Raw genomic sequence first — 21,419 nt, 5'->3', positions numbered from 1 at the left:
TTCAGATCATGAATTCACGTAAAACCTGCGCCATCTCCTCGCGGCTTAAGCGGTCTTTAGGCGGTACTTTTTTGACGGACGTATTGCTGGAATGAACGATATTGACGTAGTTCCGCGGTGCAAGCAGTTCATGTGGCAAGTCGATCACATTCCCATGCGTGCCTCGGCCCGGAAGCTTCACGCGATATCCGGCGGCATATTCTGCTGTCTTGTACAGATAGACATAAAATTGCGGGGAGCGGTGGAATGCCGGAGCCATCTCGTTGTTCACACTGTCCCACAGATAACCATTCTGATTAATCAACGCCATCGTTTCTGGCTGAGGCTTTACATCATAGAGCTGCTGCACAAATGTTTTGTGATACAGATCGTCCGAATCCAGACGGGCAATATAGATGTTTTCTACGTCTTTGGCAAACTCCAGAATCGCACGTACACTCTCGATGTGGGTTCCAAAACGAATATTCGAAGGCAGGGGCTCCTGGCTCGCCAAAATCTCCTGCATCAGCTCCCCGGATTCTTTGGAAAGCTTCACCACTGTCAAGAAATCTTGATTCGTCTGAGCCTTGAGACAATGCAATGTAAATGTGCGAAAAATGGTCATACGGCGCTCCAGCCATTCGCGGGTCAGCCGCTGCGGATCTAACCCGTAGTTATTGAAGTTAATCTCAATCACAACTTTCCTGGACATACCCTTCCTCCTCATGAACGCTGTAAGCCTATATGGCGAGTACAGACGTTTTCATAGTTTTTTTAGAATGAAATCTCGCATCTACGAAACTCGTTCCTCGCGCTGATCGCTTACACTTCAATTCTCTTAAATGCCAGCACTGTATAACGTATGAACTTCTGAACATTCCGGCACCGACATATGTACTGATTTTCTTATAAATAGATTGATATACACCCCAAGTTATCTCTTGGAGGTCGAACGCACAGATCACGGTTTCTCTCGCAACATAGAATAGAGGAGCTTGATTTTCAAAGGGGGCAGGCATTCGGAATGAATTCTACTTATCTAGAAATGCAAGACGTGCTGGATCAGCTTGAAGCTGCTTTGCAAGAGAAGCGTCCATTCTCACTGGTGCGTGTGGGGGATGGTGAAAATATCGTGATGTCGCAAGAATCCGTATGGCCTATGGAGCAGGTGCTACAAGAGCGCTGGGCAATCAAAGCTAATCTCGGACAAAAGGGGCTGCGGCTTCCCAACCTGAAAATGCGGGACGAAGTCGCTGCTTCGTTGAAAAGAGCCACTATTGTGGGTGTCCTTCCACGTGGAGACAGCACCATCAAGGCTCCGGATTACCTTAAGCGGCCGCTGACCGATATGATCTTTGCTCACTACGGCATCGTGCCTGCGTTGACCTGTCATGCTTGTGTGAATCGTGAACTTGTGCAAGTACCTCGGTTTTGGCAGATGCTTGCCGGCAAACGTGTGTTGCTTGTAACGCGTGAACTGGATGAGTTACAGGCCGCACTCGTTAAGGAGCCTTATCATCTCGACATCGTAAGTACACTGGCTTTTGACAACTATGATCAGATGGATGAGACCTTGCAATGGATTCAAACGCATCAGGATGACTTTGATGTTGCTCTGTTCTCTTGCGGGGTTAACGCCGTCATTCTTGCAGAACGAACCGCAGCGCTGGCAGGTAAAGTCGCTATCGATTTCGGCAAAGCCAATAACATGATTTTGAAAGGACGCGCCAACTAAGTTGCATCTACAGTATTCAGTTTTTCTCTATGCCCATGATCGATAGCGCTGCTTGTATCTCTACTTCTCCCTTTCCTTCTATATCAAAATCTTTCTACTCTCTCTTATAAATCAATGCTCTTACAATCCTGCTTCATCTCAAACTCAAAATCCCCGCCTCGGTAGGCGGGGATTTTGAGTTATATCTTGATTGGAATGATCTTGATTGCCATGTAACTGAAACGGGTACAACAAACGTTACTATAAGATGGTCTCTCTAAAGTCTTTCAAAGCTCCTTTAGTTGGTCGCGGCAATACCGTAAAACATCTCCGGCCCGGTTCGCACAGCTGTGGATACACCGGAGATGAATGACGTATATACATTTTCCAGCGCTGGTGGTGCAGCCAGATCCTGAGCTGTGAACGAATGGAACTCGGCACCGCCATTTTGCCCGACCGTTCCTTCTGCTCGATAGATGATGAAGAACGGATCGTACACAAAACCACGCACTATCTCTACAACAAACGTGTCGCCCAGTTCTCCTGTAACACCCACTGTACCATTCAAGGTAATGATAGGATTAATGACCCCCTGGGTTTGAAGACCGATAGCGCCGAAAGGTTCAGGGGATTCGGACAAAGGTAATCCCGGTGCCCCTACGTATCCCGAGTTCTCCGAGGTTCTCATATCGAGAAACACGCCCATGAAGTAACACCTCCAATGCTATGGGATAACATATTCTATGAAACTGATAACTCTTCGGATTGGATGGTTAGCAGATTTGATGAACCTATTTTTAATTCCGCGCGGTTAATGGTATATTGAACAGCATAACGAAATGAACGGATCGTATGCACACAAAGGGTACAAGCTGTTCAGAAGGAGATTGTCATTCATGAATAAACGCAAACGTTCAACCGGCGGTACATCTGCCAAAGGAAAATCATACGGAGGCTCTTCCAAGCCGCGTTCCGGCCGTCCTGGCACTTCATCATCCAAACCGAATCCCCCTCGTTCGGGAGAGGATACGAGTAAGGTTTCAGCTTCTCATTCGTCCGTGGCGCCTGCAAAAAACGGTGGCAAAGGAAACAAACCGGCCAAACCGGCTACCGCATCCAAGCGTCCAGGCAATGCATATTATCGCAAGTCCGAACCGCCACGTCAGTACAAGGTAACCGAACCGGATGAACTGCTGAATTTCCTGCTGAAGCATATAAAGTCAGGACGTAATGCGGTGAAGTCCATTTTGGGACGTGGACAAGTATCGATAGATGAGAAAGTTGTAACGAAGTTTAACGAACCTCTGCTACCCGGACAGATCGTATCCATCAGCAAAGAAGGGGCTGTAGCCGCTCCTTCTCTGACAGGTATTAACATTTTGCATGAAGACGACGACATCATTGTGATTAGGAAGGAAGCCGGACTCCTATCGATCGCGGCTGACAAAAGTGACGATCTGACCGCTTATCGCCAGCTGATGTCACATGTGCGTCGTACCAACGAACTGAACCGGATTTTCATCGTACATCGTCTGGATCGGGACACCTCGGGTGTGATGATGTTTGCCAAAAGTGAAGAGGTTCAGCAGCAGTTGCAAAACAACTGGAAAGAAAACGTACAAGACCGTGTTTATGTCGCACTGGTTGAAGGCGCGGTAGCTCAAGAAGAAGGCACCATCTCCTCTTGGCTCAAGGAAACTAAAACACTCAAGATGTACTCCAGTTCCCGTCCAAACGACGGGCAACATGCGGTTACGCATTATAAACGGCTGAAGTCGAACCGTGAGTTCTCCCTGCTGGAGGTTCGTCTGGAAACGGGTCGTAAAAATCAGATTCGTGTGCATATGGAAGACCTGGGACATCCGATTGCCGGGGATCGTAAATACGGCGCACGTACAAGAGATCTCGGACGTCTGGGACTCCATGCACGAGTGTTGTCGTTTATTCATCCAACGACAGGCAAACTGATGACATTCGAAACGGATATTCCGAAGCCATTCCTGTATCCGTTCCGCGGAGAAGCTACACCTGCACAATAACGTGCTCATACGAAGACGGACAACCGACTAAGATGCCGTTCCTCACCGACTCATTGTCCGTCTGAAAGGAGGTTAACACGTTTGCAAAACCTGTTCATCACCGGTTACCGTGCACATGAACTGCAAATTTTTGGTCAGAAGCATGAGGGTATCCCTTACATTAAAAAAGCCATCGCCTCCCGCCTTACACCTCTTGTGGAAGATGGCTTGGAATGGGTGCTTACTCCAGGTCAATACGGTGTCGACCTTTGGGCCTGCGAGGTTGTGTTGGAGCTGAAACAGAGCTATCCACATCTGAAGCTGTCGATTATCACTGCTTTTCAGAACCCGGAGGAACAATGGAAAGAAGACAAGCAGGAGTACTACCGTTCCATTCTGTCTGGAGTGGACTATTATGGTGCAATTAGCAAACAGCCATACATCGGGCCGTGGCAGTTCACCGCACGGGACGATCTGCTGCTGCGTAAAAGCGATGGCTTGCTGCTTGTCTATGACGAAGATGCCGGCGAAGGCAGCCCGCGTTTTGTAAAGGAAAAGGCATTGAAGAAACAACAAAATGAGCATTATCCCATCATTACGGTCACTTCCGAGGATATCCAATCGGTCGCGGAGGAAGAACGCATGAATGATTTTGCTTATGATGGGGACATCCCCTTCTAACTTTGGATGCTGTACGGCAAATTGCTGTGCAGTATTTTTTTGCTATCTTACTGGACTCCGTTTTATTGGACTAGGCCCGGACTGACTCTGTTATCGGACTGCATTTCGGGATCGGTGAGATGTTATACATCAATCTAAGACGATGTTCATCAGTGTTTACGGTGTTTTATAGGAAATTGCCTGCTCGCCCCAAATGGGAAACTCATGTTTTTTTTCGGGCAAGGTTGGGTATAAGTAGTATTAAAACTGCGATTTTTATGTCGTATGGGACAAAGGGGAACTGCAACCATGACTTTAACGCCAGAGCAGCGCATCCAGCTGCACGGGTTCAATAACCTGACCAAGTCACTCAGTTTCAATATGTACGATATTTGTTACACCAAGACCAAAGAAGAACGTGAAGCTTACATTGAATATATCGATGAACAATATAACGCAGACCGACTGACTCATATTTTGAAAAATGTATCGGACATCATCGGCGCACACGTCCTGAATGTCGCACAGCAGGATTATGTGCCGCAGGGCGCAAGTGTAACCATGCTGGTATCGGAAGGCCCGATCGTTGAGATTCCCGAAGAATCCTTCGATGAATCTCCTGGTCCCCTGCCCGATAATGTGGTCATGCAACTGGACAAAAGCCACATTACCGTGCATACCTATCCCGAATTCCACCCCAGCGAAGGCATCAGCACCTTCCGTGCGGATATCGATGTGTCGACCTGTGGTGAGATTTCACCGCTGAAAGCGTTGAATTACCTGATTCATTCGTTTGATACGGATATTATGATTATGGATTATCGCGTGCGTGGTTTTACAAGGGATACAAGCGGGCGCAAGCTGTTTATTGACCATGAGATCAGTTCGATCCAGAACTATATCCCGGACGAGATCAAAAGCGGGTTCGATATGATTGACGTGAACGTCTATCAGGAGAACATTTTCCACACCAAATGTAAGCTGAAAGAATTCGATCTGGATAATTATCTGTTCGGGTACACCAAGGACAAGCTCAGCAAAGCGGAACAACAGGAGATTACCGAGTGGCTGAAGCTGGAGATGGATGAGATTTATTACGGCAAAAATATAGACCGTTCTTCCTGATTGGACAGACCAGTCAGGAGTGATGTCATCATGAATAAAGACAAGTGATTCTGATCCTGCTGACTTCCTTCACAGAAGCACATATTTGGGTCATATACTTGTCTTTATTGTTGTTTATTTCGGCTGTGACGGTGAGCCCACCCGCCATATGTTACTTTGGACAGATTGACAGTGTGCGCGCGAATTTCTTAAAATAGAGAGAACTGCACTCGGATGCGGTAAAGGAGGAACAGGGTATGATTGAAACCAATACGACCAAGCGTAATGAATCCCTTTTGCAAGCCTTAAACGCCCGACATGCAGCCATCACGAACAACATTGCTAATGCCGATACGCCCAATTACAAAAAGACCACCGTTGAGTTTCAAGATGAGCTTAGACGTATCATCGAGAACGGTAAAACCGGACAACTCCGGATGCAACGCACACATGAGAAGCATTTTCCCGTCAGCAATCCCAATGCCTCCATCGTGCAGTACCGAGTGATGCAGAACAACGAAACAGCCATGAATAATAACAACAACAATGTAGATATTGACCGGGAGATGGCTATGCTTTCCGAGAACCAACTCATGTATAACTACATGGCTGATCGAGTCAGCGGACATTACAAAAAAATGAAAAATTTATTGAATGATTTAAAATAAAAGCTTACACCAGCAGCCCTCGTGGCTGTTTTTTTGTGTATGAGGTAGAAATGCCGATGATGAAAGCTAGAATGACAGGTAATAAAACATAAGAGAATATAAGTAATATGCCTGTTCCTGGCGAAGGTTTGTCCCCCGATTCTGTAATAGGAATTGTATAATTATTAATGAGAATAAGAACAATATAGAACGGAATCCATGAGACCGTTGGAATATATTTAAACTTTTCATTATATAACATTCTCTTCGTTATAAAATAGAACAACACCACAAATGAAACCAACAGCAAAATACTAATAATACTTATTAAAAGTGACATTGTGTTGTTTGACCAACCCGTTAATCTTGTGATCCGGTAATAGTTTAGTTGTGGTAGATAGAATACATATAGAAAAATAGCACTTGGAATACTACATAATATTATTTTATTGAACCGATTCATAGTTTCACTCCCACATTATCCCTTTGTATATAATATAAAACAATTTCTCGATCAGCTCTAGTACTTTCAAGTGTAGCGTCTGCAAGCGTTGATCCAAGTTCTCCGCCGACCAATCCACACTGGAAGTTCGGTATTTATTAGGGCTGTAGTATAATGGGATAAGCGAAGAACGTTAGATTATATAAAAAGAGGTGCAACATGAATCGTCAATACAATGCGTTTCAAGGCTCCAAAGTCAGACTCACGGCACCCTGTCCCGAAGACAGCGTGCAAATCGCACATTTTACACAAAACTACGAATATATGCGTAACTTGGATACGGATATTGTGACGCCACAAACATCCGATGAGACCGGATCTTCTTCCGTTCGGAACGGTCAAGATTTCGAATTTGCCCTGCGCACGTTGGAAGACAATCGCTTTCTCGGATTTGTTGCCATCTATCGATTGGAATGGAATAACCGCTCTGCACAACTGGCTATCGGCATTGGTGAAGAACGAGATCGTGGCAAAGGTTATGGCAGTGACGCTCTTGCGTTGATTTTGCGATATGCATTCCATGAGTTAAACCTGAATCGAATTGCTCTTGACGTGATCGAATACAACGAAGCCGCAAGACGGGCATATCTCAAGGCCGGATTCCGCGAGGAAGGCAGGCATCGTGCTGCCGTTCTTCGAGACGGTACACAGTACGATCTGATCTCGATGAGCATTCTCGCAGCAGACTGGTCCGCCCAAACGGGATATCCCGTTTCGTTTCAGCCAGGGTCTAGTTCGGGTAGTGCAAGTGCTTTCCCTTCGGCAGGCTCTACTACGGTTGGTAGCATGGCAGTCCAGGCCACTCCCCGGATCGGCGTAGGTGCAGTGATCCTTAATGAACGAAATGAAGTGCTCCTCGTTTGGCGTAATCGTGCACCCGAACAGCACACTTGGAGTATTCCCGGCGGGAAAGTCGATGTGTACGAAACACTGGAGACGGCTGTTATCCGGGAGGTTAAAGAAGAAGTCAATCTGGATATTGTGATCAACGGTCTTCTCTGTACCGCAGAAACGATTCGCCCTGAGCGACAGGAGCATTGGATTTCCGTGCTCTACTCCACCAAGGTCGTTAGCGGAGAAGCACGCAATCTGGAAGAAGGCGGAGCTATTGGGGAGATTGGCTGGTTCCCGCTCCATGAGCTACCTTCTCCACTCGCCAGCTTTGCCGTCCCGGCATTGGAAGCAGCGAAGCAACAATATGCAGAGAAGCATCGGGACAGCGGCACCCAATGAAGGGCTCTTCCAAAAATACATTAACGCAACGTACCGTCCCTTTCATACTGCATGAGTCCAGACACCAGTTCGACTGGAAAGGTCAAGGTGCCCTTTCCCTGAAAACGTTCCGTTACGGAACATCATTATACGAAGCGGGTCATGGACATTTTGCAGTCGATCAGGACAGATATTTGCTTTTGAACGAAGGACAGGAATATCAGCTACATATTGATTCACCTGTTCCCGTCGAATCGTTTTGCATCTTCTTCCCTTCGGGGCTAGTGGAAGAAATCGGTCGGAATATCTCAGGAAGTAACCGGTATCTCTTGGATGAGCCTTATGCCACATCTTCCCTTGGTACACTGGACTGGATGGAACGAACATATCCTATGACCGATCAACTAGGAGCTGCTCTTGAGCGATTGCGCTCCTCCTATGCCTCTCAGGCCGTAGATGTATGGGGACTAGAGGAACAACTCTATCATCTGGGCGTGCACATGCTTGTTTTGCACCGTGAGATTCGGTTGGAAATCGACAGCCTGGATATGGTGAAATCTTCAACCCGAAACGAGATATATCGAAGAATCTATATCGCACACGAGTACATGACAGCCTACTATAATAAACCTATCACGCTTGCAGAGACTGCCTCAGCCGCGCATCTGTCCGTGAATCATTTTCTCCGCAGTTATAAAAAGGTATTCGGCATATCGCCACATCAATTTTTGACGGAACGCAGGCTTCAGGCTGCTTGTCAGCTGTTATCCAATACGGATCTCCCTGTTACAGAAATCTGTTACAACGTCGGTTTTGAGAGCCTTGGCTCGTTCAGCTCCCTTTTCTTCAGACGATTTAAATACTCCCCTGCACAGTATCGGATAAAAAGGTGATTTTCGAGAAGCACTGTCCGTGTGAACGATCTATCATGAAGTTAGCTCCGAACGAGCTTACGCTACATTCCCTGTGTGTATAGATACGAAAGAGGAGGTTTTCACAAATGAAAGAAACCGATCAGAGTCCAAAGCAGCTAGAACCATTGGAACAGCTATTTGAAGCTGCACAGCAGAATGATGTTGAAAAAGTAAAGTCCCTTCTTGCCGTACAACCAGAACTGGCCAACACGGAAAACAAGGATGGATTGACACCGCTGGGATATGCCGCACATTTTGGACACTCCGAGAGCGTACATGCCCTTATTGAACACGGTGCGGAAGTGAATGCGATCTCTCATTCCCTTATCTCCTTCATTCCCTGCAACACAGCCCTACACGCCGCACTGGCTGGAGAACGTTCAGTGGAAGTGATCAAGCTATTGCTGGAACATGGCGCATCCACAAGCATCCTTGACAGTGATGGACAGCAAGCACTTCATACGGCTGCCTTTCATACCGATCAGACAGCCATTATAGACTTGTTGCTTGAATATGGAGCCGATGTCAAAGCACCTAACACATCCGGCGAAATCGCACTAGATATTGCGAAGCAACGTGGTCATACCTCTGTCGCTGCTCGTCTGGAGCAAGCGATGGCAAAGCTATCCTAAGCGGGCTAGATATAAGCTGCGATAACGATGTGAATCCGTATTATACTTGGGACTCATGCTACACTTGAGACTCGGTATCTTACCTAGAAGGCTATTCGAGATCATACTTGTAACCGTCAGAATCTTCCTGGAGCCGTAATGCTCATGAGAGAGCTGACGGTTTTTGCTGTATAATGCAATGAAACTTTCTGATGAGCAACATGCACAACATTTTTTTTTCAAAAAACAAGAACCGTTTGGCAACGATCTCTGTCTAATACGAAACAACATCAGCAAAGGAGGAGCCTTGTGACCCCTACCGAACTTACGCGAGCTGCACAAAAAGGGGATGCTGCAGCGTTTGCAGCCTTAATGGAGATGCATCAGAGCCGCCTGTACCGGATCGCCTATGCGTATCTGCATAATGAGGGCGATGCACTGGAAGCGATACAGGAAGCAACCTACCGCGCATACCGCAAACTCAAAAAACTGAAAGAACCTACCTATTTCAGTACATGGCTAATCCGCATCCTTCTAAACTACTGTGCAGATGAACGCAAACGCAAAATCCGGTTCAGTTCCGTAACCGAGATTCGTGAATCAGGCCGCTGGGATCGTCCCGAAGATCCGGACCTTGCCGCTGCGGTAGCTGCACTTGAACCGGAATACAAACAAATTATTATTCTGAGTTATTTCGAAGGTTTCTCGTTAACTGAAGTCGCTGACATTCTCGAAATTCCGGCAGGCACGGTCAAATCACGACTGCACCGCGCGCTTGGCAAGCTCCGGGATCAACTTGAACCGAAAGGAGAGCTCTTATCATGACCGACGAACAAAATCCGTTCGAAGCTTTGGAGACACGTCTTCAAGCACGCAAAGCCGAATACGATACGATGCCCGTACCGGATACAGCAACTTCCCGAGCTGTACAGGCCGGGATTCAACAAGCTTCCCGTAAACGAAAAACCAGATTACGCTGGCTGACCAGCTCCATCTCCGCAGCAGCCCTGATTTTATTGTTCACTGGCTGTATTCGGGTATCCCCTGCCTTTGCGTCCTTTGTCGAGCAACTGCCTGGAATGGAAGGCGTCGTCAATCTGATCCGGCAAGACAAAGGATTGATGATGGCGATTGATCAGTCCCTGTTGCAGAAAGTCGGGATCACCGACGAGCATAATGGGGGTTCCGTAACCGTGGAAGGCATTATTACAGACGACTCACGCATGGTTATTTTTTATAAGATGAAAGGCATGAAAAATACAGAAAAATTCGACTATGACATCGATTTACTGGATGGAAACGGTAAAGATCTTCCTGTTGGTTTTGGCTATTCTACAATCCACTTTGACTCAGATGATCCAGTGTATGAAAACTATATTGATGTTATTTTTACCGACCAATCCCCCCCTCCGGATGTGTTAACGGTGGTATTCAAATCGAGAGACAAAGCCAGTCCAGGGGTGTGGAAGGTAACGATGCCAGTCGATAAAAATTTAACCAAGGGCATGAAAAAGGTCATCCCTGTAAACGAAACCTTAGTCGTCGATGGACAGCGTATCCAGGTAAAACAGGCCACCATGTATCCAACCCGGTTGGTACTTGACGTACAGATCGACCCAAACAACAGCAAAAAAATCTTTGGTCTCAGCGATTTGCAACTCGTGGATGAACAAGGACGTGCCTGGAGAACCGACACCGCCATTGGGGAGGATACACGTTCCATTTATTTTGAGAGCATGTATTTCTCCAAACCCAAAAAGCTGACCTTACAAGGCTCCGGATTCTCAGGTCTGGATAAAAAAGAGCTTGATTTCAGCCTCGACCTGAAAACACGTGAGATTACGGGAGGCCCTTCCGGTCTTCAGATGCTGGGCAGCAAAGTAGAGGGCAAAAATCTTATTGTTGATTTCTCTGTTCCTGACAGCATGGAAGATAGTTTCGTACTCGGTTTCAGCGAAGTAAAAGACAGTACGGGTAAAACTTATCAAACCCCTGGTGCAAGCTGGAGTCCGGGACATGGTAAAGATCTGGATCACACCACCGTTTCAATCACCATCGAACATGGTGCAAAATTACAGGGTAAGCTTCAGATGAAAATTGCTACCTATCCGTCAAAAATAAACTCACCCTTTTCACTCGAAATCCCTGTAAATCCTTGATAGATTGCCTCCAATGAGCTGTCTTTGGCAAAACTTTGCTGTATAATGATGGAAATATTATGAAGTCATATCATGAGCAACTTCAGCTCAAGTGGGAAAGGTGTGTTATATATGAATCCGCGTTCCATCCGTTATCCGCAGCCACTCGTGAAGGGCGATACGATTGGTGTAGCCGCACCGTCCAGTGGTGTAGGCGAGTCTATGCATCGTCATTTGGAAGACAGCAAACATCATATGGAGCGTCTCGGCTTCAACATTAAGGAAAGTCCTTCCCTGCGTAACAATTCCAAATGTGTGAGTGCTCCCAAAGAATCTCGCGCGGCCGAACTGAACGCATATATGCTTGATCCCGGGATACAGGCCGTCATTCCTCCATGGGGCGGAGAGTTTCTGATGGATACTCTGCCGCTGCTGGACTGGGAAGCAATGAAGAAGTCACCACCCAAATGGGTGCTCGGCTACTCCGATATCAGCACTTTCTTGTTTGCTTATACGTTGTTGACCGGCTCTGCCTCAGCTCATGGTACGAATTATGTTGATCTTCGGACAAATGAATTAGATCCGGTTACGGCTCGCTGGCTTGATGTGCTGCAGACGAAAGCTGACGAAGAGATCACACAAGTATCTTCTACCCATTATCAATCCGAATGGAATATGGAACTGCCCGGCTTTAATCTAGATACGCCATCTTGCTGGAAGCAGCTTGGAGCATCTGAAACACTAAGTGACTCTGTTCGCTTCTCAGGTAGGTTAATTGGAGGCTGCATGGACACGATAACGTGCCTGATCGGCACTCCTTTTGCACCGGTAGAAGACTATTTGCATCAATACTGCGCTGACGAAGGAACGATCTGGTATCTGGAAAGCTGTGAGATGGATGCAAGTGATATCTATCGCCGCCTGTGGCAGATGAGACAAGCAGGCTGGTTTGCCGGGGCGAACGGTTTTCTGTTTGGACGACCTGCCGGTTATTCGGACACAGATGATTTTACGTTTACCGATGCCCTCTCCTCTGCGCTTGGCGATCTGAACGTGCCTGTGATGTATGATGTGGATCTTGGTCACATTCCACCTCAGATGACTTTTGTGAATGGCGCAGTGGGTCAGGTCAGTTACGAAAGCGGCCGTGGAGCTCTGCACATGTCATATGTGTAATCACCTTTTGTAGGCAGATGCATACCTTGAAGTAAGAAAGATTTTATTTCGAGGAAGGGTTGTGCATCATGTCTGAATCGCCATCCACACCAACCACACGTGTTGTATATCAGGCCAATCAACCGATGCTGCAATCCGTGCAAAATGTGCGGAACATGCTGCATCATACGGCTCGTCAGCATATCGGCAAGAAAGTGCAGGTTCAGAACATCGATGGTCAGGTTTGGGAAGGAGTCATTATTAGTGCAGACCGCGGAATACTGTACCTTCAAGTGACACCAATGCATGGTTACCCTGAACCGCGTGCTTTGTTTGGCCCAACGATTCTACCGCTGGTGCTGTATGAATTGCTCGTCATCACCTTGTTAATGTAAGCCAAAAGGGCTTCGTCTCTTTCCTTTCGAGGATTGGACGAAGCTTTTTTATTCCATGTGCCGGGATTGCTTGTGAGCGTGTGAAATATGATACAATGGTGTCGGTACCTTGCCTTATTTCATATGAAACGGAGTTTGATCCGGTTGGAATACATACGTCATGACCCCTCTTCTCCTGTTGAATCCGAATCGGAGATGCGTAACAAAAGTCAACACCCTGTGACTGAACCGTCTGAGCAATCCCAAGTCATCGCCATCTGTCTGCTTGCTGGGAAAATCATGCTGCAAAGCGGCGGCGAAACGTACCGCGTTGAAGATACGATGAAGCGGATGGCCGCTGCATTGGGGCTGCCACATTCACATAGTTATGTGGTGCCCACGGGCATCTTTTTCTCGGTGGATGCCACGGAACCCGCGAAGCTGATTCGCATCTCGGAGCGCACCACGGACCTCGATAAAGTGTCTGAAGTGAATGCCGTCTCACGTCGCATCGGACAAGGGCAACTAACCGTTCAGGAAGCCCATGAGCTGCTGCTGGAGATCGAACGCAAGCCTTCCGGTTATTCGTATGCTGTCCAGCTAGGGGCCGCTGCCTTATCCAGTGCTTGCTTCACAATCATGTTCGGCGGAGGCTGGGGAAATTTTCTTCCGGCACTACTCTGCGGCGGAATCGGTTACGCCGCGGTCATTCTTTTTCACCGCTGGGTGCGCGTCAAATTTTTTGCCGAGCTTACAGCCTCCTTTGTCATCGGCATGCTCGCCTTTTTCCTCGTGTATGTCGGTGCAGGCTTTGAGCGGGACAAAATCATAATCGGTTCTGTCATGCCGCTCGTGCCGGGATTACTCATTACCAATGCCGTGCGCGACCTGATGGCTGGGCATCTCGTATCCGGCTTATCTAAGGGCGCCGAGGCTTTTCTGACTGCTTTTGCCATCGGCACAGGCATTGCTGTTGTATTTTCACTTTTGATGTAAGACGGAGGGTTGCAGGAAATGCTCCATTTTATAGGACAAGCTTTAACCAGCTTCATTGCTTCGGCTGCGTTTGGCATTATTTTTAATGCGCCAAGACGGATGCTGCTTCACGGCGGATTTGTCGGTATGATTGGCTGGATTATCTATATTGTGCTGGAGTATGCCGCAGATGCTGTTCCGGCCACACTGGCTGCAACGATTGCTGTCGGTGTCATCAGTCAGCTATTTTCTCGTATGTTCCGGGCACCTGTCATTATTTTTAGCGTGGCGGGTATCATTCCTCTCGTGCCGGGTGGGCTGGCGTATAATGCGATGCGTAGTTTTGTACAAAATAACTACAGTGCTGCCATGGAGATGGCCGCCAAAGCTCTTATGTTGTCGGGTGCTATCGCTGTAGGACTTGTCCTATCCGAGGTATTAAACCAGATGATTCAGAGCCTTTCCCGTTCAAACCGCATCAAGTCCACCTCCAAATGAACCTCCCAATGGCAGGTTGCCACCAAGCAAAAAAAGCCCATGGTCTGCAAGCTGGAGTTTTGACTTAGCTCCGTTCTTGTAGGCTATGGGCCTTTTCGTTTACTTGATAAACGTATTTTTCACACGTACCGACTTTAGAAAATAGGGAATAAAAATACAGCACGTCAGCAACGAACGAATAATCAGGTTAAAAGCAGGGGTCGCATCCAGTATATGCTCTTCTCTTCCCACTTCGTTCTGAGCGATAAGAATCCAGGTAGCGATACCGATTATCAGATTGACAATGTACTGTACAATCATCAAACGTGGGAAAAGCCGCTTTCTACTATATAAAAGAACAAGATTCACAACAACGATGACAGACAAAATAACGCTACTAATGAATCCAAACCACAGCAACGGCCTTACGACTTCCGTATACAGCTGCGGGTCGATGCCCCGACTTCCTTCCCATCGTGCCGGATCCATGATCACCGCAACCTGTGAGATATCCGAAAGTAAAAATACCAGTGAAGCCCAAAGACTAATCTGAATTAAAATCAACCAGCCGCCCAAACCCGAAATACCTGGAAGTTCAGGCCTGGTGCCACTTTTGGACGAAACCATATCTACATCCTCATCTTGCTTACCGTATGCCCGATTCATATTCATGATACCCTCCTTAGAAAAATAGAAGAGCATCTATTATAACTTAATATCTGTATGTTGTGTTATAAAAAGGAGAAAATTCTCTGCTAAATCAAGCACGAATATCCATTGAGCGTTCCGCTCTCTTATTCCCTTTCCTTTATTCCTCGCTACGTTTCATCACCGTTCCGAACAACTCCGCTGCAGTTCCGCTTCCGGACTTTAAGTAATGTTTCGCATCCGTATAATCGAATCCCATCCACACGACCCCCGTCCATTTCCTTGTATATCCGGCAAACCAGATATCCCGATTTGCTTGCTTGGGCACATTCGGCAATGCGGCTTGTGTCGTACCCGTTTTGCCAGCCACATGATCATCAGGCAACTGGGCACGCTTTCCTGTTCCTTGGCTCACGACAAGCTGCAGCATGTTCGTTATTTCTTGAGCCGTTCGCCTCGTGATAACTTGTTTGTTCTCTGAGCGATGGCTATAGATAACTCGCCCTCGGGCATCCGTTATTTCGCGTATAAGGTGTGCACGATTGAATCTCCCCTCATTGGCAAAAACAGCATATCCTTGCGCAAGCTTGAGCGGCGAGACACCTTGATGCATCCCCCCAAGGGCAACGGACAGATTCATATCTTCATCCTGTAATTGAATTCCTAGTCGCTCAGCGAACCCTTTGGCTTGGTTCAACCCGATCTCGTGTAACAACCAAACCGCAGGCGCATTGATTGATTTTTGCAGCGCCTCCGACAAAGATACCGTACCTCTGTACCTTCCTCCCACATTGCCCGGCTGGTAATTCCCGTAACGTGTAGGTCGGTCAGGAAGCATACTTGATGGCCCGAATTGTCCAGACTCCAATGCAGGGCCATAGACGATGACGGGTTTAAATACGGATCCTGGTTGCCTTGCATCCTTCATAGCACGATTCATATCTCCCTTCACAGGATTTCGTCCGCCCATTATGCCTTTCACTTCACCGTTATGTTGATCAAGTATTACCATACTGGCCTGTACCTGTTGAGTTTCTCGGTCATCCGGAAACCAGACATGCTCCGCGAATGTTTCCTCCATTGCCCGCTGCACACTTGCATTCAAGCCCGTTCGAATGCTCCATCCTGCGGAACGAATCTCGGCTTCACCCTTGCCGGTGAGAAGTGAAGCCTCCTGCATGACTGCATCCAATGCAGATGTATAGGAAGGCTGCTCCATTGCCGATGTACGTGCCGTTGACAGGCTCGCCATATTGGGAGGAGGCGGTTGATATTCAACAGCTATAGCCTCTTGCATCTGTTTGCTCGTAATGATTCCCTGTTCGTGCATCATGGAGAGAACGACATTACGTCGCTCTTGGGAAAGAATCTCGTTATCCACCGGATTGTATATAGAAGGCCCCTTGGGAATACCCGCGAGCGTGGCGATCTGCCAGAGTTTTAACCGTTTCAAATCTTTCACACCGAAATAACGCCATGCTGCTGCCTTGACTCCATACTGCTGCCGTCCCATGTAAATCCGGTTCAGATACATTTCCAGGATTTCGTCCTTCGAATACTTCGTTTCCATCTCGATCGCAATGGATAACTCGTTTATTTTACGGATGAAGTTCTTGTTGGCGTTCAGATACAGATTTCTAGCCAGTTGCTGTGTGATCGAACTCCCGCCCTGGCTCCAATTCATATGTAGTATATTTTCTACCATTGCCCTGCCAACACCCATGACGTCTAGACCCGCATGTTGGTAGAAACGCCGATCCTCGGTCACTAAAAAGGCCTGTTTTAGCATATCCGGCATTTCTTGCAGATCGGCATACGCCATATATCCTCCGTTTGGTGTCGTCAACCTGATGATCTCTTGTCCAGCCTCATCCAGAATGACGGTTGATGACACTTGCTGCATAACTTCCGGTTGATGGCGAGTCACCATTTTTCCATACGAAAACAAATAGATGTACAGTAGCACCAGTAGAACCGCTACAATAACAGCAACATCGTACAATCGATATATGGAACGTTTCATCTTCACATTTAACATGATGGTTCCTCTGATTTAACCTTCATTTCAGAGCAATCTTTATTCGCTGTAAGCGCCGCAATCGCATTGATCTGATCACTCAATTGCCGCAGCTCACCACCACTTAAGACTTGAATGGGTGCAGGATTCCGGCCATTAGCAAGTTCATTAGTTCCCCGCACAAGGGCTTGCATGTCTTCGCTTATTTTCTGAGAACGAACCCAGAAAAATAAGAGAAACAAACCTCCGCCCATAAGCAACCCGATCGGTTTCTTTCCTATATGATTGATACTCCAATGTACGAGGTTGGTAAACCAGACAACTTCATGGAACATCAAACGATAAGCTAATCTCATGATCTGGTACATAACAAAAAGAAGCACGATGCTGAGAACCGCGCTTGCTCCGCAAATATAGATGTATTTCATTCGAACGGTGTTAAATCTTGAACTCATCTTCGGTACCCTCCTCATACTTCGAACAGATTGATAGAGGTAGCATACCGAATAGTTCTTAAAGAAGCGTTGTTAACTTCTTATCAAATTCTTAATTTACATATCCAAAGCTTAATATGAGAGGTATGATATGAACATTCTACTCTTCCTACTCTTCCAATGGCGTATGGACGGGTGGTTTTATGGCTGGAAAACGGGTAACAAAATCCGTCCGGCCCTGATCGCTATAAGCGGCAATCTGCCCCTGATGCAGTTCTATCATAGATTTGGCAATGGCAAGTCCCAGTCCTGTGCCTCCTGTATCACGAGAACGTGATTTATCTACCCGATAGAAACGTTCAAACAAATGTGGTAAGTCCTGAGCCGGGATCGATTCTCCGTAATTGCTGATACGTACCACAGCTTCTCCTTCTTCAAGAGCAAGGCCAATTTCCATTACTTTGCCCGTTGCACCATATCGAATCGCATTGCTGAACAAGTTTTCATAGGCTCTAACGAGTTCTCCCGGAGCAGCCTGAATCCATAATGGATCTTGTCCTCCAACGATCGTATAGGTCATGCCTGCTTCTTCAAGCATTGGAGCAAATTCTTCGGCGAGTTGCATGAGGAATGGAGTCAGATTCAGTGGTCTCAAAGACAACGGCAGGCTTCCGCCGCTGACCCGAGTATATTCAAACAAATCATCAATGAGTTTACGCAACGTCAGGGATTTCTCGTAAGCGATACTGACGTAATAACGCATTTCTAATTCATCCTGATACCGATCCTTCTCGATATACTCCAGAAATCCAAGAATCGAGGTTAAGGGTGTCCTCAAATCATGCGAGATGCCTGTAATCAGATCATTTTTGGCTGCAACGGCACTCCGTTCTTCCTGAAGAGATCGCTGGAGTTGTTCCGCCATCTGATTGATGCTCGCCGCAACCACACCAAACTCATCCGAAGTCTTCACCGCAATCCGATGTGACAGTTCTCCTTTGGCTACTTCCTGAATACCCGCCGTGATCTCATCCAGCACAACCATCACTTTGCGGGTGAACAGAAAGAAAAACAGCACAAAACTGATGATTCCTACAGCAATCATCAGCGGAACAGAGCCAATATGATTTACTAGCCAGCGAACCACTTGCCCCGGAATCGTATAATTCGGATATTGCTGATTTTTCAGAATTGTCTCGCCCACTTTACCTGCTCCATACAATATCACCGCAGTCAAAATGCCACTTAACAGAAATGCGTAAATAAACTTCCAGCGTACCGTATTAATCCATTTCGAATTCATGGTAGAAACTCCCTGCTTGTGACGTACAACCTAAATTGGTTTAATCATCTTATATCCGACACCCCATACCGTCTGTATGAACTTCGGATGTTTACTATCGTGCTCAATCTTCTCACGAAGTTTACGAATATGCACCATAACCGTGTTGTTAGACTCCATGAATTCTTCTTTCCAGACTTGGCGGTAAATCTGTTCCATACTAAGTACCGATCCTTGATGCCTTGCGAGCAGTTCAAGCACTGCAAATTCCCGGGGTGTAAGATGCACAGGTTTGTCATCCAGCCACACTTCATGTGTGTCTGTATTAATAATCAGATCATCAATGATCCATTCATGCTCCTTGCTCTCCCTGCCCTCATTAAACGTATGGTACCTGCGAAGCTGGGATTTCGCTCTCGCCACAAGCTCAAGCGGATTGAACGGCTTGGTTAAATAATCATCAGCGCCGATGCTTAAACCCGTTATTTTATCGATATCCGTACTTTTTGCAGACAGCATTATAATTGGCATTTTCTGCTCTTCGCGAATTTTCATGCAGGCTTCGATTCCGTCCATATTGGGCATCATGACGTCCAGAATAATGAGATCAATGTCTTCCGTCTTAAGCACCTCTAGAGCCTGTATTCCGTCATTCGCAGTAAAAATCCGGTACCCTTCATTGCCAAAATAAATTTCCATCAGTTTAATAATATCCTGCTCATCATCGACAAGCAGTATAGATGCTGGTTGTGCCACGGCATTTTTCCTTTCTGCTTCACAAGTGCTGCATCGGTTTAAACCGAATATGTAAGCAATCTATCTGTACACAGTATACCACTTTGGAATTAACCTGATATGTATTGATGATATGTATTCGTTTAGGCAAACATCGCCGTCTTGGGTTCTCTTCCCGTCAAGGTTAACATCGTATAGAGTTGTCCCCTGTGATGGTACATATGCCCCATCATTTCAAGTAACCATTCCAGACGGCTATAGGAAGCACCCCAATAGGATGTTGTTACATGAAGCAATTCTTCCGTCGTAAACTGCATGTAACGCTGGTAGAGGAAGTTCCGGTTCTCTATGAGAGAATCCTTGATCTGGTTCACAGAACACACGCGGTTCTCTTGATAAAATTGAGTCATTTCCTCTTCTGATGCACCTTCGGATATGTACAGATCTGCGCGACAGACTAACGCTAGATGCGAAAGTAACTCCCTTATAGAACGCTTGCCCTCAATCGGAGTCAGGTCCAAATCTTCTTCACTTAACTGATCGCAAATATCAACTAATGATGCAACCGCCGTATCAATATGTTTGAATGCAGACTGAATCAACATTATCACTTCCTTTTCATCCCATTATATAGAACATATGATCTCATTTCAACCTATGTACTTCCTTTAACTATTTAAACACGCTGGCGCCTCTGATTAACATATGCGCACAAAAAAAAGTCCCTCCTCCTCTTATTAACGGGGATTCAGGACATTTTGTTACAGCTATTGAATAAATATTCACCTAATTTATGGAATGGCAGTAGGCCTGGGTAAAAAAATGAACTAAAACTTAACTGGAATAAATCGAACAACATGTATGATCAAATTGCTCAGCCTCCAGGTCAGTACCTCGAATGAAGAACTGTAATTCACCGCAATCCAACCACTGAAAACCGATAGCATCATTCGTATCTATTTTTAACAGCAGCAGTGTGTCGGATAATTCCTCCCACGTGCGCTCCTCATCCCCATCGTAATGCGCGGTCAGCTTCTTCACACATTCCTGCTCACTGCCGGTGTGTGCCTCACCCAGCTCAATATAACTCAACGCCCGGTGTTCTGCATCGGGATGCTGCCCATCGGGGTAACCGAACATGCCGCCCCAATTCAGCGGGCTTGGGTGATTCCAGTCTGATTCGAATTCCAGATAACGGTCTAGCCAACGGCCTTCGAGAGCTCCCTCTGGATTGGAAACTGCCTCTGAAGCTTTCCCCTGCTCATCCAACGCCGCAGCATCTATGTACGCATATGTAGGAAGCTCAAGGTTAGGCAAGACGGTAACCGAATGCGCTATCGTAGGTTCTCCCCCCAGAGCAGTAGCCCCGTCCGGTTCTCGTTTCACAAGATTATATGTAGATGGTTCATAGATCACTCGATGTTCAATCGGATAAGCTGCATCCACACTGCCAATAAAAAAGTACAACATACCCCGCTCCGGCAACGTTCCGCGCCCGTCATTCGGTGTATACGGAGACAAATCCACCATATTCAGCTGGGCCAGAAAAGTCATTGGCACCCCGTCCTCCGTAAGCGGCCAGTCCAGATCATCCGGCAGATCAGGATGTCCGCCAACACGCGAATTTCCTGTTCTGCGATATTCATCCGTTGTGGACACATCCAGGCGAATACCCCAGCGCCCAGCATCCAGCACCAGATCGGCAACAGCACCGAGACCGTATTCTTCTTCGAGGGTTTTACGTGCTTTTCTAGTCAGACGTTCACATTGTTCCGGCTTAATCATATAGATCCTCCCTTTTTGACGTTACACCTATGCTGAGA

The 21,419-nt window shown here is 46.9% G+C and carries 23 protein-coding genes and 1 pseudogene; 15 read left to right on the top strand and 9 right to left on the bottom strand.

All coding sequences use genetic code 11. The features are described from left to right. Position 1: 1 nt before the first annotated feature. Positions 2 to 691 carry a glycosyltransferase gene (locus MHI38_RS23740; protein WP_154887292.1) on the bottom strand — a complete coding sequence of 230 codons (690 nt, stop codon included), beginning with the start codon at positions 689 to 691 and terminating at the stop codon, positions 2 to 4. Positions 692 to 1,003: 312 nt separating this feature from the next. Between MHI38_RS23740 and MHI38_RS23735 the strand changes: the two genes are divergently transcribed. Next, positions 1,004 to 1,714 carry a GT-D fold domain-containing glycosyltransferase gene (locus MHI38_RS23735; RefSeq protein WP_154887294.1) on the top strand — a complete coding sequence of 237 codons (711 nt, stop codon included), beginning with the start codon at positions 1,004 to 1,006 and terminating at the stop codon, positions 1,712 to 1,714. A gap of 277 nt (positions 1,715 to 1,991) precedes the next feature. Here the strand turns inward: MHI38_RS23735 and MHI38_RS23730 are convergent, their stop codons facing one another. After that, a complete protein-coding gene (locus tag MHI38_RS23730) occupies positions 1,992 to 2,399 on the bottom strand; it encodes a hypothetical protein (RefSeq protein ID WP_090917938.1) in 408 nt (135 codons plus the stop codon). Between the two features lie 190 nt (positions 2,400 to 2,589). Between MHI38_RS23730 and MHI38_RS23725 the strand changes: the two genes are divergently transcribed. The 14 genes and pseudogenes from MHI38_RS23725 to MHI38_RS23660 all read left to right on the top strand — a co-directional run bounded on the left by MHI38_RS23725 (position 2,590) and on the right by MHI38_RS23660 (position 14,501). Then, positions 2,590 to 3,732, top strand: coding sequence for an RluA family pseudouridine synthase (locus MHI38_RS23725; RefSeq protein WP_341181765.1), 1,143 nt, complete (start codon positions 2,590 to 2,592; stop codon positions 3,730 to 3,732). A gap of 81 nt (positions 3,733 to 3,813) precedes the next feature. After that, complete coding sequence (locus MHI38_RS23720) at positions 3,814 to 4,392, top strand: DUF1273 domain-containing protein (protein ID WP_154887296.1); 579 nt, start codon at positions 3,814 to 3,816, stop codon at positions 4,390 to 4,392. A 288-nt stretch (positions 4,393 to 4,680) separates the two neighbouring features. Beyond that, a complete protein-coding gene (speD, locus tag MHI38_RS23715; RefSeq protein WP_090917942.1) occupies positions 4,681 to 5,496 on the top strand; it encodes an adenosylmethionine decarboxylase in 816 nt (271 codons plus the stop codon). Positions 5,497 to 5,732: 236 nt separating this feature from the next. Further along, complete coding sequence (flgB, locus tag MHI38_RS23710; RefSeq protein WP_090917944.1) at positions 5,733 to 6,143, top strand: flagellar basal body rod protein FlgB; 411 nt, start codon at positions 5,733 to 5,735, stop codon at positions 6,141 to 6,143. A gap of 640 nt (positions 6,144 to 6,783) precedes the next feature. Next, positions 6,784 to 7,269 (top strand): annotated as a pseudogene (locus tag MHI38_RS23705) (GNAT family N-acetyltransferase); the annotation flags it as partial. Between the two features lie 141 nt (positions 7,270 to 7,410). Next, the gene (locus MHI38_RS23700; protein ID WP_341181954.1) at positions 7,411 to 7,857 is read left to right on the top strand and encodes an NUDIX domain-containing protein; all 447 of its coding nucleotides are present in this window, start codon (positions 7,411 to 7,413) and stop codon (positions 7,855 to 7,857) included. Beyond that, entirely contained in the window at positions 7,854 to 8,729 is an 876-nt protein-coding gene (locus MHI38_RS23695) for a helix-turn-helix transcriptional regulator (protein WP_341181764.1), read from the top strand. The genes MHI38_RS23700 and MHI38_RS23695 overlap by 4 nt, the downstream gene beginning before the upstream one ends. 107 nt (positions 8,730 to 8,836) lie before the next feature. Then, on the top strand, positions 8,837 to 9,382 hold the full coding sequence (locus MHI38_RS23690; RefSeq protein ID WP_341181763.1) for an ankyrin repeat domain-containing protein: 546 nt from the start codon (positions 8,837 to 8,839) through the stop codon (positions 9,380 to 9,382). 288 nt (positions 9,383 to 9,670) lie between these two features. Continuing rightward, positions 9,671 to 10,186, top strand: coding sequence for a sigma-70 family RNA polymerase sigma factor (locus MHI38_RS23685; RefSeq protein WP_154887302.1), 516 nt, complete (start codon positions 9,671 to 9,673; stop codon positions 10,184 to 10,186). After that, on the top strand, positions 10,183 to 11,520 hold the full coding sequence (locus MHI38_RS23680) for a DUF5643 domain-containing protein (protein WP_154887304.1): 1,338 nt from the start codon (positions 10,183 to 10,185) through the stop codon (positions 11,518 to 11,520). The genes MHI38_RS23685 and MHI38_RS23680 overlap by 4 nt, the downstream gene beginning before the upstream one ends. Before the next feature lie 72 nt (positions 11,521 to 11,592). Continuing rightward, the gene (locus MHI38_RS23675) at positions 11,593 to 12,675 is read left to right on the top strand and encodes a S66 family peptidase (protein ID WP_261769198.1); all 1,083 of its coding nucleotides are present in this window, start codon (positions 11,593 to 11,595) and stop codon (positions 12,673 to 12,675) included. 68 nt (positions 12,676 to 12,743) lie between these two features. Further along, entirely contained in the window at positions 12,744 to 13,049 is a 306-nt protein-coding gene (locus tag MHI38_RS23670) for a hypothetical protein (RefSeq protein ID WP_145328501.1), read from the top strand. 195 nt (positions 13,050 to 13,244) lie between these two features. Then, positions 13,245 to 14,024: a threonine/serine exporter family protein gene (locus MHI38_RS23665; protein WP_341181953.1), complete on the top strand. Its 780-nt coding sequence runs from the start codon at positions 13,245 to 13,247 to the stop codon at positions 14,022 to 14,024. 18 nt (positions 14,025 to 14,042) lie between these two features. Continuing rightward, positions 14,043 to 14,501 (top strand): threonine/serine exporter family protein, encoded by a 459-nt coding sequence (locus MHI38_RS23660; RefSeq protein ID WP_253496209.1) that lies wholly within the window; start codon positions 14,043 to 14,045, stop codon positions 14,499 to 14,501. Between the two features lie 99 nt (positions 14,502 to 14,600). Here MHI38_RS23660 and MHI38_RS23655 read toward each other — a convergent pair whose 3' ends face one another. From MHI38_RS23655 to MHI38_RS23625, 7 genes are all read right to left on the bottom strand, one after another. After that, the gene (locus MHI38_RS23655) at positions 14,601 to 15,152 is read right to left on the bottom strand and encodes a DUF2569 family protein (protein WP_253496211.1); all 552 of its coding nucleotides are present in this window, start codon (positions 15,150 to 15,152) and stop codon (positions 14,601 to 14,603) included. Between the two features lie 136 nt (positions 15,153 to 15,288). Beyond that, positions 15,289 to 17,151, bottom strand: coding sequence for a transglycosylase domain-containing protein (locus MHI38_RS23650; RefSeq protein ID WP_341181952.1), 1,863 nt, complete (start codon positions 17,149 to 17,151; stop codon positions 15,289 to 15,291). An 8-nt stretch (positions 17,152 to 17,159) separates the two neighbouring features. Beyond that, on the bottom strand, positions 17,160 to 17,600 hold the full coding sequence (locus MHI38_RS23645; protein WP_154887312.1) for a hypothetical protein: 441 nt from the start codon (positions 17,598 to 17,600) through the stop codon (positions 17,160 to 17,162). 148 nt (positions 17,601 to 17,748) lie between these two features. Beyond that, positions 17,749 to 18,882, bottom strand: coding sequence for an ATP-binding protein (locus tag MHI38_RS23640; RefSeq protein ID WP_154887314.1), 1,134 nt, complete (start codon positions 18,880 to 18,882; stop codon positions 17,749 to 17,751). A gap of 30 nt (positions 18,883 to 18,912) precedes the next feature. After that, positions 18,913 to 19,617 (bottom strand): response regulator transcription factor, encoded by a 705-nt coding sequence (locus MHI38_RS23635; RefSeq protein ID WP_090917965.1) that lies wholly within the window; start codon positions 19,615 to 19,617, stop codon positions 18,913 to 18,915. Between the two features lie 122 nt (positions 19,618 to 19,739). Then, complete coding sequence (locus tag MHI38_RS23630; RefSeq protein WP_341181951.1) at positions 19,740 to 20,201, bottom strand: DinB family protein; 462 nt, start codon at positions 20,199 to 20,201, stop codon at positions 19,740 to 19,742. Positions 20,202 to 20,430: 229 nt separating this feature from the next. Next, positions 20,431 to 21,381: a YwqG family protein gene (locus MHI38_RS23625; RefSeq protein WP_308722257.1), complete on the bottom strand. Its 951-nt coding sequence runs from the start codon at positions 21,379 to 21,381 to the stop codon at positions 20,431 to 20,433. Positions 21,382 to 21,419 lie beyond the last annotated feature (38 nt).

Source organism: Paenibacillus sp. FSL K6-1558, from assembly GCF_038002565.1.
Lineage (GTDB): Bacteria > Bacillota > Bacilli > Paenibacillales > Paenibacillaceae > Paenibacillus > Paenibacillus polysaccharolyticus.
Note: the sequence above shows the minus strand (reverse complement) of the source record. Positions and strands in the feature narration are given on the sequence as shown.

Excerpts from the sequence above, each read along its gene's own strand:
- MHI38_RS23740 (WP_154887292.1), bottom strand. The coding sequence starts at position 691 with ATGTCCAGGAAAGTTGTGATTGAGATTAACTTCAATAACTACGGGTTA.
- MHI38_RS23735 (WP_154887294.1), top strand. The coding sequence starts at position 1,004 with ATGAATTCTACTTATCTAGAAATGCAAGACGTGCTGGATCAGCTTGAA.
- MHI38_RS23730 (WP_090917938.1), bottom strand. The coding sequence starts at position 2,399 with ATGGGCGTGTTTCTCGATATGAGAACCTCGGAGAACTCGGGATACGTA.
- MHI38_RS23725 (WP_341181765.1), top strand. The coding sequence starts at position 2,590 with ATGAATAAACGCAAACGTTCAACCGGCGGTACATCTGCCAAAGGAAAA.
- speD (WP_090917942.1), top strand. The coding sequence starts at position 4,681 with ATGACTTTAACGCCAGAGCAGCGCATCCAGCTGCACGGGTTCAATAAC.
- flgB (WP_090917944.1), top strand. The coding sequence starts at position 5,733 with ATGATTGAAACCAATACGACCAAGCGTAATGAATCCCTTTTGCAAGCC.
- MHI38_RS23700 (WP_341181954.1), top strand. The coding sequence starts at position 7,411 with ATGGCAGTCCAGGCCACTCCCCGGATCGGCGTAGGTGCAGTGATCCTT.
- MHI38_RS23695 (WP_341181764.1), top strand. The coding sequence starts at position 7,854 with ATGAAGGGCTCTTCCAAAAATACATTAACGCAACGTACCGTCCCTTTC.
- MHI38_RS23690 (WP_341181763.1), top strand. The coding sequence starts at position 8,837 with ATGAAAGAAACCGATCAGAGTCCAAAGCAGCTAGAACCATTGGAACAG.
- MHI38_RS23680 (WP_154887304.1), top strand. The coding sequence starts at position 10,183 with ATGACCGACGAACAAAATCCGTTCGAAGCTTTGGAGACACGTCTTCAA.
- MHI38_RS23675 (WP_261769198.1), top strand. The coding sequence starts at position 11,593 with ATGAGCAACTTCAGCTCAAGTGGGAAAGGTGTGTTATATATGAATCCG.
- MHI38_RS23670 (WP_145328501.1), top strand. The coding sequence starts at position 12,744 with ATGTCTGAATCGCCATCCACACCAACCACACGTGTTGTATATCAGGCC.
- MHI38_RS23665 (WP_341181953.1), top strand. The coding sequence starts at position 13,245 with ATGCGTAACAAAAGTCAACACCCTGTGACTGAACCGTCTGAGCAATCC.
- MHI38_RS23660 (WP_253496209.1), top strand. The coding sequence starts at position 14,043 with ATGCTCCATTTTATAGGACAAGCTTTAACCAGCTTCATTGCTTCGGCT.
- MHI38_RS23655 (WP_253496211.1), bottom strand. The coding sequence starts at position 15,152 with ATGAATATGAATCGGGCATACGGTAAGCAAGATGAGGATGTAGATATG.
- MHI38_RS23650 (WP_341181952.1), bottom strand. The coding sequence starts at position 17,151 with ATGAAACGTTCCATATATCGATTGTACGATGTTGCTGTTATTGTAGCG.
- MHI38_RS23645 (WP_154887312.1), bottom strand. The coding sequence starts at position 17,600 with ATGAGTTCAAGATTTAACACCGTTCGAATGAAATACATCTATATTTGC.
- MHI38_RS23640 (WP_154887314.1), bottom strand. The coding sequence starts at position 18,882 with ATGAATTCGAAATGGATTAATACGGTACGCTGGAAGTTTATTTACGCA.
- MHI38_RS23630 (WP_341181951.1), bottom strand. The coding sequence starts at position 20,201 with ATGTTGATTCAGTCTGCATTCAAACATATTGATACGGCGGTTGCATCA.
- MHI38_RS23625 (WP_308722257.1), bottom strand. The coding sequence starts at position 21,381 with ATGATTAAGCCGGAACAATGTGAACGTCTGACTAGAAAAGCACGTAAA.